The organism is Candidatus Limnocylindrales bacterium (genome assembly GCA_035626395.1).
In the GTDB taxonomy this organism is placed as follows: Bacteria; Desulfobacterota; Binatia; order UBA1149; family CAITLU01; genus DASPNH01.
On sequence record DASPNR010000030.1, the window covers coordinates 64482 to 78822 of the forward strand.

The window sequence follows — 14341 nt, forward strand, 5'->3', positions numbered from 1 at the left end:
ACCCATCGGTCGGCCGGACCGATACGAGACGGAAGAGGTTGCCCGATGAAGATCCGCGACATCCAGAAGAGCAAACCCATCCAAATCCAGACCATCGATCCGGACAAGACGATCCATCACGCCATCAAGCAGCTGTGCCAGTACAACATCGGCGCTCTGCCCGTGGTCGATTCCTCGGGCTCTCTGGTCGGCATCATCTCCGAGCGCGACGTTCTGCGGCTGTGCTCTCGCGACGACTTCGTCGAGGCGCTGTCGCTCAAGGTCTCCGAGGTCATGACCAAGGACGTCGTCATCGGCGTCTGCGACGACGATCTCGACTACGTCATGTCGGTCATGACCGAGCGGCGCATCCGGCATCTCCCCGTCCTCGAAGACCGCAAGCTCGTCATGATCGTGTCGATCGGCGACGTCGTGAAGGCGCAGTACGATCAGAAGGACACGGAGGCGCGGTTTTTGCGGGATTATATGGCTGGGACCACCGCTTGATCGGAGGCGGCCGCCGCTAGCGCCCGATCTGCGCGTTGCACGCCTCGTCGCTCGCTCCAGCGGGCCTCCAGCCCGCTTACGCTCGCTTCTCGCCGTGCGCCTTGCATCTCGGGCACTATCGGCGGCCGCCTGTGCCACTGCCGCTAGCGCCCGATCTGCGGCGTTGCACGCCTCGTCGCTCGCTCCAGCGGGCCTCCAGCCCGCTTACACTCGCTTCTCGCCGTGCGCCTTGCATCTCGGGCACTATCGGCGGCCGCCTGTGTCACTCAAGGAAGGCGGAAGTGCCACGCGCGCGTTTTCGTCATTCGGTCGAAGCCGTAGTCGGACAACGTCACGCCGACGCCGCTGTCTTTCCAGCCTGACCAAGGGAGGGCCGGGTCGAGGAAGTCGCAGCGGTTGAGGAAGATGGTGCCCGCTTCGACGTGGGGCGCGACTCGGCGGGCGGCGTCGACGTCGCGGCTCCAGATGGAAGCCGTAAGGCCGTAGCGGCTGTCATTCATCTGTCGGATCGCCTCTTCGTCGCCTGCGATCGGAGCCACGGCGACCACGGGCCCGAAGCTCTCTTCCGTCGCGATGGTCATGGAATGGTTCGTGTCCGCGGCCACGGTGGCCTCGAACCAGCGGCCGCGCCCGCCGAGCTGCACGGCGTTGCCGCCGGTGGTCACGCGCGCACCCTTGCCGACGGCATCGTCGAGTTGCTCCTGCAGCGACGCCACCGCGTCGGCCTGGGCCATGGGGCCGAGCATCGTTCGTTCATCGAGGGGATCGCCCGGCTTCCACGCGCGCGCCGCCTCGGTCAGCGCATCGACGAAGTCGGCGTAGATCCTGTGATCGACGTAGATGCGCTCGACGGCGCAGCAGCTCTGGCCCGAGTTGTAGAATGCGCCCTCGGCCAGCGCTTCCGCCACGGCCGCGATGTCGACGTCCGAGCGGACGTAGGCCGCATCCTTGCCGCCGAGCTCGAGGCCGACGTCGATGAAGCGACCGGCAGCGGCCCGCGAAACCGCGCGCCCGCCCTCGACCGAACCGGTGAATGCGACATAGCCGACACGGGCGTCGGAGACGATGGCGGCGGTGATGCCATGCTCCGCGACGACGCCGGCAACCAGGCCATCGGGCGCGCCCGCGGCGGCGAAAGCCTCCTCGAAGTGCCGGGCGCAGCTCGGCGTGCGGCGCGAATGCTTCAGGATCACCGCATTGCCCGACAGCACCGCCGGCACGACGACATTGATGGCGATCAGCAGCGGATAGTTCCACGCGGCGATGTCGAGGACGATTCCGACGGGCACGCGCTGGATGCGGCGCTCGAAGCCTGCCTTCGGCTCGAGCATCGCGTCGGCCAGGCACCGCGACGCCGCCGCCATCATGTGCTCGGCGCGTGCGCGCATCGTGCGGACTTCGCCGCGACCTTGCGGAAGCGGCTTGCCCATCTGCTCGGCCAGCTCGCGCGCGATGGTTTCGGCGCGTGCGTCGAACGCTTGCAGAAAGCGGCTGCAAAGGTCGACGCGCTCTTGCAGCGGCGTTGCGCGCCAGTCGCCCGCGGCGCGCTGCGCACGCGCCAGCAGCGGCTCGACCGCCTGCGCCGACAGCATCTCGAACGTCGCTGCCACTTCGCCGGTGGAGGGATTGTCGACGGTTGCCTGCATGCCCGAACTTCGGCGAAAAAGCGGCGCAGGTCCAACCGCGCTGCAGGCGGCGATTCGGGACGCTCGCCGATCTTCGATATGGTCGTTTGGTGCGTTCTCTCGCCCTGGCCATCCTGCTGCTGGCATCGCCCGCCCTCCTGGGCGGCTGCACCGAGCAGGACACGGCGCCGCAGCGCGCTGCAGGAGCGCGCCATGCGCCGACGCCGCCGGCCAACCGGCTCGGCGACGAGACAAGCGCCTACCTTCGCGATCACGCGGCACAGCCGGTGCACTGGCGCACGTGGCGGCATCAGCCGCTGCAGGAAGCAGAGAGGCTTTCTCGGCCGGTGATGCTCGTGCTCGGCTTCGGCGCTTGCCAGGGCTGTCACGTGCTCGCGCGCGGCCCGTTCTCCGATCCCGAGTTCGCCGAATACGTCAACGAGCGATTCATCCCCGTGCTCGTCGATCGCGACGAGCGGCCCGATCTGGATGCGGTCTACATGATCGCCGTGCGACTGCTGACCGGGGGCGCGGGCTGGCCGGCGGTCGTCTTCCTCGATTCCAGCGGCGCGCCCTTCCAGGCGTACACGTACGGAGCGGCCGCCAGCGGCGAGCGCCGCGATCTCCGCGACGTCGTCGAAGGGGTGGCCAACGACGTCGAAATGGGAATGGACGTCGTCAGCATGCGCGCCTACGACATCAACGACCGTCTGCGCGTCTACTCGCAGCCGCGGCCGGCGGGCGACGTGCCCGAGACCGGCAAGGTGTTCGGGCCGCTCATGCTCTACCTCGCGCACAGCTACGATCGCGAGACCGGCGGCTTCGGCGACTCGCCGCGCTTCGTGCGGCCGCCCGCGCTCGACTTCCTGCTGCGGCTGCACCGGCGCACCGGGCAGACCGTGGCGCGCGAGATGGTCGAGACGACGCTGCTGCACGCACGCCAGAGCCCTCTGCACGATCCCGTCGACGGCGGCTTTCACCGCTACGCGCGCGGCCCGGCGTGGCGGAACCCGGCCTACGAGAAGACTCTGGCCGACAATGCGGCCATTGCCGCGGCGTACATGGATGCCTGGCAGACGAGCGGTCGCGACGAGCTCGCACAGACGGCGCGAACCACGCTCGACTTCATGGTCCGGCGATTGTCGTCGCCGTCGGGCGCGCTGTACGCGTCGCTGGATTCCGAGAGCGCCGGCGCGGATGGCAAGCCCTGCACCGGTTGCTACTACGAGCTGTCCGACGACCAGCGCTCCGCGGCGCTGGCATCCACCGAGGCCCGTGAACGGCTGCGACGCGAGCGCGAGACGAGGCACGTGCCGCGTCGCAACGAGGCGCTGCTCGCCGACGCCAACGGTCTGGCCATCGGCGCGCTCGCGCGCGGCGCCATGCTCTTCGGCGATGGTGAGCTGCACGCACGCGCCGTGGCTGCTGCCGATGCCGTCCTGAAACGTCATCGGCGCACGCCCGTGCCGAGCGCGTCTGTCGCCGCCACGGCCACGCTCGTGCACTGCATCTACGAGGACGGCGCGGCGTGTGGCAACGCCGATGCGTACCTGGACGACTACGTCTTCCTCTCCGCCGGGCTGCTCGATCTGTTCGAAGCCGATCCCGATCCGCGCTGGCTGCAGGCCGCGCGGGAGCTGGCCGACGAGATGATCGCGCGCTTCGAGCATGCCGGCACGGGAGGCTTCTTCCTGACGGCCGCCGATGCCGAGCCGCTGCTGTTCCGGCCCAAGCCCGATTCCGACACCGCGCTGCCGAGCGGCAACTCGGCGGCGGTGGTGCTGCTGATGCGCCTTTACGCGTTCACGGACGCGCAGGTCTACCGCGAGGCGGCCGAGCGCACGCTGCGTGCATTCTCCCACGTGCTGGAATTCCGGCCGTTGACCGCGCCCGCTCTGGCCGCGGGGCTGGATGCGTACGATGATCCCTTCAAGAACGTCGTCCTGGTGGTACCAGAGGGCGCCGAAGCCGAGCCGCTGCGGCGCGTGCTGGCGCGAACGTATCTGCCGAACCGTGCGATCATCGTCGCCGACGGGAAGCCGCCGCCGCTGCCCGTCGCTGCGCAGAAAGTCGCCAACGCCGGCCGTGCCACCGCGTACGTCTGCGAGAGCCACGTATGCCGCCCGGGGACCGACGATCCGCGTCAGCTCGCAGCTGCGCTGGCCAGCGTGGTTCCTCCCGACATGGACTGAAGCGCCGGCGCGCGTCCATCGCCGATGCTCCCGGCGGCTTACCGGAGAAAGACCGCCAGCGACGCCAGCGATGTCCGCCGGCTGCTGCCGCAACCTGCCGTTACGACAGCGCGCCCTGGCAGCTGGAGCCTGCGCCGGCGGTGCATCCGAAGCAGTGCGAGGCGGTGGCGATGGCGGTGCCGGCAAGATCGTCGATGTTGTCGATCGTCCAAAGCGTCTGCGCCGCGCCCTGGCGCACGAGCGGCATCTCCAGCATCTGATTGAAGTCGCAATCGTAGATCGAGCCGTCGTATCCGACACTGATCATGTCGCGGCACATCAGCGCGCCGACGGTCGCCGGATTGAAGTGCTGCACGAGCAGGCTCATGTAGCGCTCGTACTCGCCGGTGCGCTCGAGCATCTCCGCGAAGCGCTTGATCGGCATGTTCGTGATCGTCAGCAGACGGCGGAAACGGATCCCGTAGAGGCGGGCAAGCTCTTCCCGATATTTCTGCTCGAGCTCGGCCTGCGCCGGCGGCAGGAACGCACCGAGAGGATTGTAGACGAGATCGAGGTCGAGGCCGCTGTCGGGCTGGCCGTAGCCGAGGCTGCAAAGCAGCCGCAGCGCCTCGATGCTCCGGTCGAAGACGCCGCGCCCGCGCTGCCGGTCGACGTTCGCACCGGTGTAGCAGGGCAGCGAGCAGACCAGCTCGACGCCGTTGCGGCGGTAGAACTCCGGCAGCCACGCCATTCCCGGCTCGAACAGCACCGTCAGGTTGGAGCGAACGCACACGCGACGCCCGAGAGCGCGCGCCCGTTCCACGATGGTGGCGAAGAACTCGTTCAGCTCGGGCGCGCCGCCGGTGATGTCCAGTAACGCCACGTCGCGCGATGCCGCCAGCAGCTCCAGCACGCGTTCGGCCGTGGCGGCCGTCATGGTCTCGGTCCTCTTCGGACCGGCCTCGACGTGGCAGTGATGGCACGCCTGATTGCAGATCTTGCCGACGTTGATCTGCAGCGTGGTGCAGCGCTGCCGGACGGGCGCATCGAGGTCGTGATCGCGCAGGACCGTGAGGAAACCACGCGCTCCTGCGACGGCGGCGCTGCCGGCGCGCTCGGCCGGAACGCTCATCGCTAGCGGCCGTGCACTTCGATCACGCGCACACGGTGCGAGCTGAAGCGCGGAATCTCTTCGCTGAAGAAGACCATGCGGAAAGTGTCACTGCCGCGAGGCGGGATGGATCGGACGGCGGCCGAATCGACCTTGCCCGACTCGTCGGGCCGCATCGCCTCGGCGAGGCGATTGTATCCCTCCAGGTCGTGCACGACCTCGCCGGTGGGGCCGAGCAGCTCATAGCGCAGGAGCACGTGATGGACCGGGCTTCCGCTGCGGTTGATCAGCTCTCCGCGAATCACGAAGACGCTTCCTTCGGAGAACGGGTTGGCCATGCTTCCGCCCGAGAACAGCTCCGAGAGGTTGTCCCAGGACGTGGCGATGTTGCGAATCTCGATCGACGCGGGCGACAGCTCCTGACCCGGCTTCGATGCCGCGGTCCGGTCGCCGCCAGCCGCAGCGTCGTCGGAGGGACGACCCCGATCGTCAGTGCCGACGGCAGCGGCCGAGGGCGGCGCATCGGCAGCGTCCGACGAGCCCGGCAGCGGCCACAGCAGCCCCAGGGTCACCGAAGCCGCGAGGATTCCCGCGGGAAACGCGCACCGTCGCTCGACCATGGACGGCTATACTGCGCGCGCAGCGGTAATCAGGCAAGGAAGCGGCATGCGGCACTGGATCGCGCATCGTGCGCCTGGCGAGGATCGCCGTATCGTCCGCACTGTCTGCCCGCCGCACACCTGAGCGCGCCATTGAACGTCGAGTAAGGCTGCGCGGAGTCGGCCCGGCTTCGCCGCGACCCGATGTTGGCCGTCGTGCGCGCGTCAAAACCGGGTTGTCTTGCGGTCGTCGGAGTGACAATAAGTCGAGCAGGAGGGGGGATTATGCTACCGCACCGCGCCGCTTCCTCGAGCGGCGATAACCACGCGCGAAGCCGCTTGCGCACTCTCGGCGTCGCATTCGTCTGCAGCGCATTTCTCGTGGCTGCCGGCGTTGCTGCCGTGCGTGCCGGCTCCTGTCGAGTGCTCGTCGCGCTGGGCTCGATGCAGGTCGAGCCCACCGTCTCCGGCGCCATCGTCCGTCTCGGCGGGACGTGGGAGTTCGACAACCTGCTGCAGGTTGCCAGCGGCCTCTCCTTCAACGTCCTTCTGACCCGCGACGACAACTTCGTGCGGGTGCAGTACCCCGACACTGCCTACGCCGGCTATTTCCCCGGCCTCTCGACCTACGTCGACGAAGGCCTGGACGGATCCAAGATCGTCGGCATCGAGGCGGCAGGCGCCGTCGATCCGACGGCGCACTTCGTCAGCCTGGAATCCCAGCGCATGAAGCTGGCCGTGCCCATTCCGGCCGGCACCGGTCCTCTGAACGCCATCGCCTATCTGGTGATCGACGGCGACTACGTCTCACCCATCATCAGCAACACGCTATCGCGCTCGCTCAAGGAGCCCGAGGGCAACCCCGCCAAACGCGACGATTTCGGAGCGGCGCAGTGAGCCGCTCCTCATCGATGAAGGAGCTGCTGGCGGCCGCAGTGGTCGCGCTGGCCCTGACGCCGGCCGCGGCGCAGGCCACGCCGTGCGACGTGGTGCCGACCGTGTTCGACGGCGACCCGTGCGATCCGCTGACCGGGCCCTATCCGATGCTGCCCGGCCTGCCGCTGGTGCTGCCGTCCGACGGCCCCCGCGGCGACTGGAACGCGGGCGAGCCGATCATCGACAACGACTTCATCGGCGACGTCGACCTCGCCGTCCGCGTCGGCAGCTTTCTCACCGAGCCCGACGTTCCGGCACCCGCGGGCAGCGCGGGCAATCCTACGTTGTTCCAGAACGTGGCCGGCGGCGGCAACAGCAACCAGGGCGACGAGATCGGTTTCACGACCTTCGTCACCGACGGGCCCGGCACCGAGATGTACGGCACCGTGCTCACGACGAGCGAGCTGGATGCCCGTCCGGTGGCGGTTTTCGCGTACGCCGACCTGGATGGCGACGGCCGCATCGGCCCGCACAGCGGCGACGGCAATCTCGACAACGCCATCGAGCTGCAGGAGGCGCTCGCGCATCTCGGCCGTCAGGTCGGACAGGCGACGTCGGGTCGCTTCACGCATACCCTCGGCATTCGCGTGGGTGCGCCGGCAAGCATGGGTGGGCTGGTCGTGGGCCTTGCGGCCGGCATGTACACCGGCAGCGATTCGAACCAGCTGTGGTCGGATGGCACGCCGATCCTGACGCAGTGGCCGTTCTTTCCGCCGCTCGATCCGGTCAAGATCGTCTATCTGGATGAGCCGAACGCGCCCGATCCCGAAGGGCCCAACATCCTCTTCTACAATCCGTCCGAGTTCTTCCTGCCGGCTCCCGATCACCCCGATCTTCCCAACGTGTTCTCGGTTCCGGTCGATGGCAGCAATGCCAGCACCGACCAGTTCGTCTCCGTCAGCGGCGACGTCGTGGGCGCACGGCTGTTCCGCAACGCCGACCCGCTCACCTATGTGCCCTCTTCCAGGTTGACGGCGCGCGTGGCACCCGGGATCGGCGGCTTCGGCCGCAAGCTGGTGGTTCCGGCGGGCGAGATCGCGGTGGCGGCCGGAAACGTCGTCGAGCTTCGCCTGCTGCCGGTGGATGCTCTCGGCAACGTCGCCGACCCGCCTGGCGGCGGGTTCGACGTCAAGCTGCATGCCGAAGGCGGCCTGAAGATCCTGACGCCCGACTTCAACTCCAACACGGAGTTCGAGTTCGTCAATCTGGACGGCGCCGACGGCATCGTCGTCACGCTCGGCACCGACAGCGTCGTCGGCGGAGGCACGCTGGACGTGCTCGATCCTCCGCCGGCGCTCCCGGTCATCCGCGACCAGGCGGTCGTCACGGTCTCGGCCTCCGGCGACCTCGACACCGACGGCGACAACGTTCCCGACGACGGCGACGGCAGCCTCGTCGTCGGCGACAGCCCCTGCACCGCCGAGGCGATCGCCGACGAAGTTCCCTGCGACGACAACTGCCCCGATACGGTCAATCCTGCGCAGGTCGACACCGACGGCGACGGCCAGGGCAACTGCTGCGATGGCACCTGCGTGATCGACGACGAGACTTCCGGCTGCCTGGAATGTGCGCAGGCGCTGTCGCGTTTCCGCGGCACGTTCTCGCGCGTCAACGCCAAGCTGCAGCCGCGCGCCGCCGTCGGACCCGACTACGTCAAGCTGAACCTGCGCTTTCCGCTCGACGTCGGGCAGAGCATCGCGCCCGATGGCGAGGAAGTGGAGGTGTCGCTGGTCGAAGGCGACCGCCTGCATTATTTCGCCTCTCTGGCCGGAGCGCTGACGGTCAGGCGGCCGGGCATCTACGTCTACGAAGACGGCGAGGGCAGCAATGCCGGCATTCGCAAGCTGCGAATCAAGGTGCGAGGCACCGCGATCAAGGCGACGCTTGTCGCGCGGGGCTTCGGCATCCTCGACACCACGCCCGCCGAGACCATCGAGAACGGGCTGGTGCTGTCGCTCGGTATCGGCGACGACGCGTTCACAAGCCTCGTCTCCTGCACGACCACGCTGCGCTCGATCCGCTGCGCGGCGGGTCAGTAGGAAGCCGGCGCGGCGGTTCTCCGGCAGCGCGCGCCGGCAGATGGCGGATGCGCGCGCCGTGGCCGGGGTTGCTGGCGATGGCGTTGGACGAGACCATGCCTGACGGCGGGTTCTTTCGTAGAGTACGGCGTCCGTGACCCCGACGACGACCACGACGCAACGCGCCTTCGCAGCGCCCGCCCCTCCCGGCATGCCGTCGCGGCTGCTGGCCCCGGGCATCGCACGCGTGGTCGCGGCCATCGCGGCGTTGGTGATCGTCTCGGTGTGCGGCTTCAATTCGGCCGCGCGCATCGGTCAGCCCTTCCCGGGCTTTTTCGTCTGGGAGAACCTGTTCGTGCCTGCCATCGGCGCGTCCTCGTGGAGCGGCGTCGAGTCCGGTCTTCGCTATCACTCGTGGCTCCTGTCGGCCGACCGCGTGCCGTTGGCCGATGCCGCCGATCTGCAGCGCGTGCTGGCCGGCAAGCGCGCCGGCGACTCCGTCACGTACGAGGCGGAGCACCAGGGCCAGCGCTACACGGTGCAAGTGCCGGTGCGAACCTTCGGGCTTCGCGAGTACTTCGAGAGCACCGGCATCTATCTGCTCGACGCGCTGGCGCTGATGACGCTGGCCGTGATCATGCTGTATCTGAAGCCGCGCGGCGGCGATGCCGGGTCGCTGTTCGCGTTCGCGACCATGCTGTCGCTGTATCTGGCCACGGCGATCGATCTTTTCGGTCCGTACTACTTTCGCGAGCTGTACTTTTTCTTCGCAGGGTGCGCCCCCACCACCGCCCTGGTCGTGTTGAGTTTCTTCCCCGTGGGCCGCGTGCGCCGCCGCTGGGAGACTCCGGCGCTGCTGCTGGCGCTCGGCGTCTCGCTAGCCTTCGGCATTGCATCCAACTTCGTGTTCTTCCGCGACCGCAGCGCGCTGCTGCTGCTGGACCGGCTCTTTCACGTGTACCTGGCCGCGAGCATCCTGACCGCGCTCGGTTTCTTCGCATGGCACTTTGCCACGGCGCGCGACCAGGCGGTGCGCCAAAGGACGAAGGTCGTGCTGCTGGCCAGCCTCGGAGCCTTCCTGCCGGCGGTGGCGGTGTTCGCGCTGTATGCGGGCCTGGCGGCCATCCCCTTCAATGTGCTCACCGTGTTTTTCGTCATCTTCCCGGTCGGGATCGGCTACGCGATCGCCAAGCACGACCTCTTCGACATCGACCGGCTGATCAAGCGGGCGCTGGCATACGTGATTCTCAGCGCTGCGGTGCTCGGAGCCTATGGGCTGACGATTACGGTTCTCGAGCTGCTGTTCGCGAACCTCACCGGCGTGGCCGAGCGCCTGACATCGGGGCTCGTGGTTCTGGCGTTGCTGCTGCTGCTCAATCCCAGCCGCGACCGCGTGCAGGGCTTCGTCGACCGGCTCTACGACCGGCGCCGCTACGAGTACCGCGACGTCGTGCGGTCGGTCTCACGCCGCTTCAGCTCGATCCTGGATTTCGAGGCGCTGGTGCGTACGGCGCTCGAGCTGATCGACGAGACGGTGCAGCCGGTCAGCGCCGAGATCTTCACGGTCGCCGCCGACGGCAGCGTCACGCGCCGCGGGCTGCTGATCCACGACGCGGGAGGCAATGGCCGCCTGCTCGTTCGGGACGACCCGGCGCCCGAGCTGGCCGAAGCCGTGGATGCGATGCGCGGGAGCGATCTTCTGACCACCGGGATCGCGTCCTCGCCGGCGGCCGAGCCGGCGGTGGCCGCCGTGCTGCCCGAGCTCTCCGCCGTCGAGCGTGTGCTCGCCACGAGCATGCGGCTGGAGGGCCGACTGACGGGTTTCCTGGCCGTAGGCCGCAAGCGCGCCGGCGGCTATCACACGGCCGACGATGCGGAGCTGCTGCGCACGATGTCGGATCAGCTCGCCGTCGCGCTCGAGAACGCCCATGCCTACCAGACGATCGGCCTGCTCAACCTCGACCTGGCGGCGAAGGCGCAGGCGCTGACGCAGGCCAACCGGGAGCTGCATGAGGCGCAAGACCAGCTGATCCGCTCCGAGCGCCTGGCTGCCATCGGCGAGCTGTCGGGCGCGGTGGCGCACGCCATGCGCAATCCGCTGGCGGCGATCAAGATGGCGGCCGAGTTCGGCGGCATGGAGTTCGAGAACCACGCGGCGGCCGAGAACTTCCGCGACATCAGCTCGGAGGCAGGCCGCCTGGAGAAGCGCATTCGTGATCTGCTGGACTTCTCGCGTCCGTTCGAGCCGCATCCGGAGCTCGTCGACTTCGACCAGATGATCGCGCGTGCCGTCGACGTCTCTCGTGCCAGGGCCTCGCAGAAGCGCGTGCAGCTGGTATTCGAGGGCGACGGCGCGGGCACGGCGCGCCTGGATCCGACGCTGTTCGAGCAGGTGATCGTCGAGCTGGTGGCCAACGCCATCGACGCATCGCCCGAGGATGGGCGCGTCATCGTCCGCAGCGGGCGCGCATCCTCCAACGGCACCTCCAGCGCCTGGGTGGAGGTTGCCGACAACGGCCCGGGAATTCCCGAGGACAAGCGGGCGCGGATCTTCGATCTGTTCTTCACCACCAAGAAGCAGGGAACGGGCTTCGGCCTGGCCACGGTGAAGAAGATCGTCGAACGTCACAGCGGGAGCGTCGCGGTCGACACCGCGATGGGCAGGGGAACGACGTTCACGGTCACGGTGCCGGCGGCGTGAGGTTCAGCTGTCGAGCGCCACGTACTCATCGCACGGCGAACGACCTCCGGTATGCCAGCGGGCTCGTGCCGACCACCTGCGCGAAGTGCTGCCGAAGGACCGCCGCCGACCCGAAGCCGACCTTTTCGGCGATGGCTTCCACCGGCGAGCCCGTCGTCTCGAGCAGGCGCTGCGCGCGCCGCACGCGAGCCCGGTTGATCCACGCCGCCGGCGTCGTCCCGACCTGCTCGCGAAACCGCCTGCTCAAAGTCCTCGTGCTCATGGCCGCACGCCGCGCCACGACCGGAAGCGACAGATCGCGATGGAGATTGGCGTCGAGCCATTCCAGCACCGGGCCGAGCGAGCTGCCCTCCAGCGCCGGCGGCTCGTGCGTGATGAATTGCGCCTGGCCGCCCGACCGCTCCAGCGGAAGCACGGCAGCGCGAGCAACCTCGGCCGCAACGGCGGCGCCATGGTCGCGCCGCACGAGATGGAGGCATAGATCGAAGCCCGCTGCGGCTCCGGCCGAGGTGAGCAGGCGGCCGTTGTCGACGTAGAGGACGTCGGGGTCGACGTCGATGCTCGGGTACCGCCGCGCAAGCTCGGCCGCTCCGCCCCAGTGCGTCGTGGCGCGCAAACCATCCAAGGCGCCCGTTGCCGCAAGGATGAACGCGCCGCTGCAGATCGAGGCCACCCGAGCGCCGCGGTCGACGGCGCGGCGGACCGCACGCACCACTTCCTGCGCAACGAGTCGATCCACGTCGTCGATGCCGGGCACGATCACCGTCGCAGCACGTGCCAGCGAAGACAGCCGCCAGGGCACGGACAGTGCGACGTGCGCCGACTCGACCGTGGCGGAGGCGCTGCAGACGCGCACGTCATAGAGAGGGTGCCCAGCGCCGCTGCGAGCACGGCCGAAGATTTCGCATGGAACGGCGAGGTCTCCGAGGACGACGCCATCGAAGGCGAGCACGGCGACGACGTGAGGCGACGGTGGATTTGGCTCGATTCCTGCGCTCGGTGTCTTTCTGGCCACTGGCCGAGTCTGCCGCGTTTCCTAGAATCGTGCGAGGAGGAACGACATGGAGGCGGAAGCCACACGTTCGATCATGGACTACCTGGGGCCGACGCTTGGAGCGCTGGTCTTCATCGCCGTCATGTCTCTGGTCAAGGAACCGGCGAGGCGCAACTTCAATGCGATCTTCGTCGCCGGGGCGAGCGCAACCTACTTGAGCGGCGGCTTCGGCGTGTGGGAGCTGCTGTATCCTGCAATCGCGGCGCCGATCGCCTATCTCGGCCTGCGATCGCACCGCTACATCGGACTGGCCTGGCTCCTGCACTCGGCCTGGGACGTGGCACACCACGCGTACGGCAACCCGATCTGGCCCTTCATGCCGGGCTCATCGTTCGGGTGCATGATCTTCGACGCCGTGCTGGCGATCTGGTTCTTTGCCGGAGCTCCCTCGCTCTTCGTCGCTGCGGATCGACGAGCTTCGCCCGCCGTGCAAGGCGCGTGAGGAGCGAGGCTCCCGTGAAGCCGATCGCGCGGAACCGCGCAATCATGCGTGCGTGATCTGCCGGCACGGGAGCCGCGAAGCCGCCGATCGTTCACGGCTGGCGCCTTCCCGGCCCGCTCAGGCGCGCGGCACACGGCCCGTGGCCGACAAGGGCCGCAGCGGCGCTATACGTTGGACATACTCGATCAGGCGAGCCCGTCTGGCCGCACGAAACGCGACGTAGTCGTCGCGCAGCCACGGGCTCATGAGATGGACGAAGACTGCTTCCTCCAGAAAACCGGCATCCTCCGCACGCTGCAGGCGTCTCCAGACCGACCCCGGCGATGATCTATTCTCTCCAGGAGCGTCCGCACGTACTGTCGCCTTGCACTGCGATAACGCCGCGCGCACTCCGTACAGCTCGCGGGCATGCATCGACGAGTCATGCGGTGGTGGGGCGGAGAGCTTGGCCAGGGCATAGGTCATCCATACGTCGCCGTAGTCGCCTAGAGCCGTGGGATCCATCATCAGACTGCTGTCGGCCCCGTTGACGTCGGCCGGCCTGAAGAAGTGGCTCCGGTCCATGTCGTCACCGCCGCCCATGCGAAGCCGCAGCGTGTACCATCCCAGCTCGTACGTCGGGTCGCTCACGACGGCGAGGACGGCTTCCTCGTAGGCCGCGTGGCGGTTGCCGAGCCGGTCCTCGGTGTCGCTCAGGTAGCGATGGGCAGCACGATTCCAGGGATCCAGTGCGAGCGCCGCGTGAAACCCTTCGCGTGCCTTTTCGAAATCGCCCTTCCGGTAGTGCACATCCGCGTAGGCGGTGCGGATGACGGCATTTCCCGGGCAGAGCGCCGATGCCGCTTCGTAATGCGGGATGGCGTCGTCGAAGCGGCCCTGCGCAAACAGGTCCTCGCCCTCGTGGAAGCTCGCCCTGGCTTCTCGCGAACATGAGGAAACGTCGTCCGGAAAGAGCCAACGGCCATCGAGCAGGGCCAGCGAGTCGACGGCGAGCGCGAAGTCCGCCGTCTGACCGCCGCGACGGATCACCTCGAGCAGCGTCTTCCGCCGCGCGTAGTAGTCGTCGCTGCCGATTCTCGGCTGCGGCATCTGCCGAGGAGCCGTAGCTGGCTGGCATGCCGTGCAGACCAGGGCTGCGGCAATGAAGGATGCGAGGAGGACGGGCCGTTGCATGGGCGTGTGCTACCGCGACGGCAAA

At 68.3% G+C, this 14341-nt stretch carries 11 protein-coding genes; 6 read left to right on the forward strand and 5 right to left on the reverse strand.

All coding sequences use genetic code 11. The features are described 5' to 3' along the window. The first annotated feature begins 45 nt into the window (after positions 1–45). On the forward strand, positions 46–486 hold the full coding sequence (locus tag VEC57_09800; GenBank protein HYB99407.1) for a CBS domain-containing protein: 441 nt from the start codon (positions 46–48) through the stop codon (positions 484–486). A gap of 266 nt (positions 487–752) precedes the next feature. On the opposite strand, the gene VEC57_09805 is transcribed toward VEC57_09800, so the two are convergent. Further along, positions 753–2132: an aldehyde dehydrogenase family protein gene (locus VEC57_09805; GenBank protein HYB99408.1), complete on the reverse strand. Its 1380-nt coding sequence runs from the start codon at positions 2130–2132 to the stop codon at positions 753–755. Between the two features lie 89 nt (positions 2133–2221). On the opposite strand from VEC57_09805, the gene VEC57_09810 reads away from it, so the two are divergent. Continuing rightward, positions 2222–4303 carry a DUF255 domain-containing protein gene (locus tag VEC57_09810; protein HYB99409.1) on the forward strand — a complete coding sequence of 694 codons (2082 nt, stop codon included), beginning with the start codon at positions 2222–2224 and terminating at the stop codon, positions 4301–4303. Positions 4304–4403: 100 nt separating this feature from the next. Here VEC57_09810 and arsS read toward each other — a convergent pair whose 3' ends face one another. Together arsS and VEC57_09820 are read right to left on the reverse strand one after the other, a co-directional pair. After that, a complete protein-coding gene (gene arsS / locus VEC57_09815) occupies positions 4404–5414 on the reverse strand; it encodes an arsenosugar biosynthesis radical SAM (seleno)protein ArsS (protein HYB99410.1) in 1011 nt (336 codons plus the stop codon). Between the two features lie 2 nt (positions 5415–5416). Further along, positions 5417–6013 (reverse strand): hypothetical protein, encoded by a 597-nt coding sequence (locus tag VEC57_09820; GenBank protein ID HYB99411.1) that lies wholly within the window; start codon positions 6011–6013, stop codon positions 5417–5419. 318 nt (positions 6014–6331) lie between these two features. Here VEC57_09820 and VEC57_09825 point away from each other — a divergent pair, with 318 nt between their 5' ends. The 3 genes from VEC57_09825 to VEC57_09835 all read left to right on the forward strand — a co-directional run bounded on the left by VEC57_09825 (position 6332) and on the right by VEC57_09835 (position 11647). After that, on the forward strand, positions 6332–6889 hold the full coding sequence (locus VEC57_09825; GenBank protein ID HYB99412.1) for a hypothetical protein: 558 nt from the start codon (positions 6332–6334) through the stop codon (positions 6887–6889). Next, positions 6886–8967 carry a hypothetical protein gene (locus tag VEC57_09830; protein ID HYB99413.1) on the forward strand — a complete coding sequence of 694 codons (2082 nt, stop codon included), beginning with the start codon at positions 6886–6888 and terminating at the stop codon, positions 8965–8967. Before VEC57_09825 ends, VEC57_09830 begins: the two co-directional genes overlap by 4 nt. A gap of 133 nt (positions 8968–9100) precedes the next feature. Continuing rightward, entirely contained in the window at positions 9101–11647 is a 2547-nt protein-coding gene (locus VEC57_09835) for a GAF domain-containing sensor histidine kinase (protein ID HYB99414.1), read from the forward strand. Positions 11648–11672: 25 nt separating this feature from the next. Here VEC57_09835 and VEC57_09840 read toward each other — a convergent pair whose 3' ends face one another. Continuing rightward, positions 11673–12599 (reverse strand): helix-turn-helix domain-containing protein, encoded by a 927-nt coding sequence (locus tag VEC57_09840; GenBank protein ID HYB99415.1) that lies wholly within the window; start codon positions 12597–12599, stop codon positions 11673–11675. A 109-nt stretch (positions 12600–12708) separates the two neighbouring features. Between VEC57_09840 and VEC57_09845 the strand changes: the two genes are divergently transcribed. After that, complete coding sequence (locus tag VEC57_09845; GenBank protein ID HYB99416.1) at positions 12709–13143, forward strand: DUF6010 family protein; 435 nt, start codon at positions 12709–12711, stop codon at positions 13141–13143. A gap of 117 nt (positions 13144–13260) precedes the next feature. Here VEC57_09845 and VEC57_09850 read toward each other — a convergent pair whose 3' ends face one another. Further along, positions 13261–14232 (reverse strand): tetratricopeptide repeat protein, encoded by a 972-nt coding sequence (locus tag VEC57_09850; GenBank protein ID HYB99417.1) that lies wholly within the window; start codon positions 14230–14232, stop codon positions 13261–13263. Positions 14233–14341: the final 109 nt, after the last annotated feature.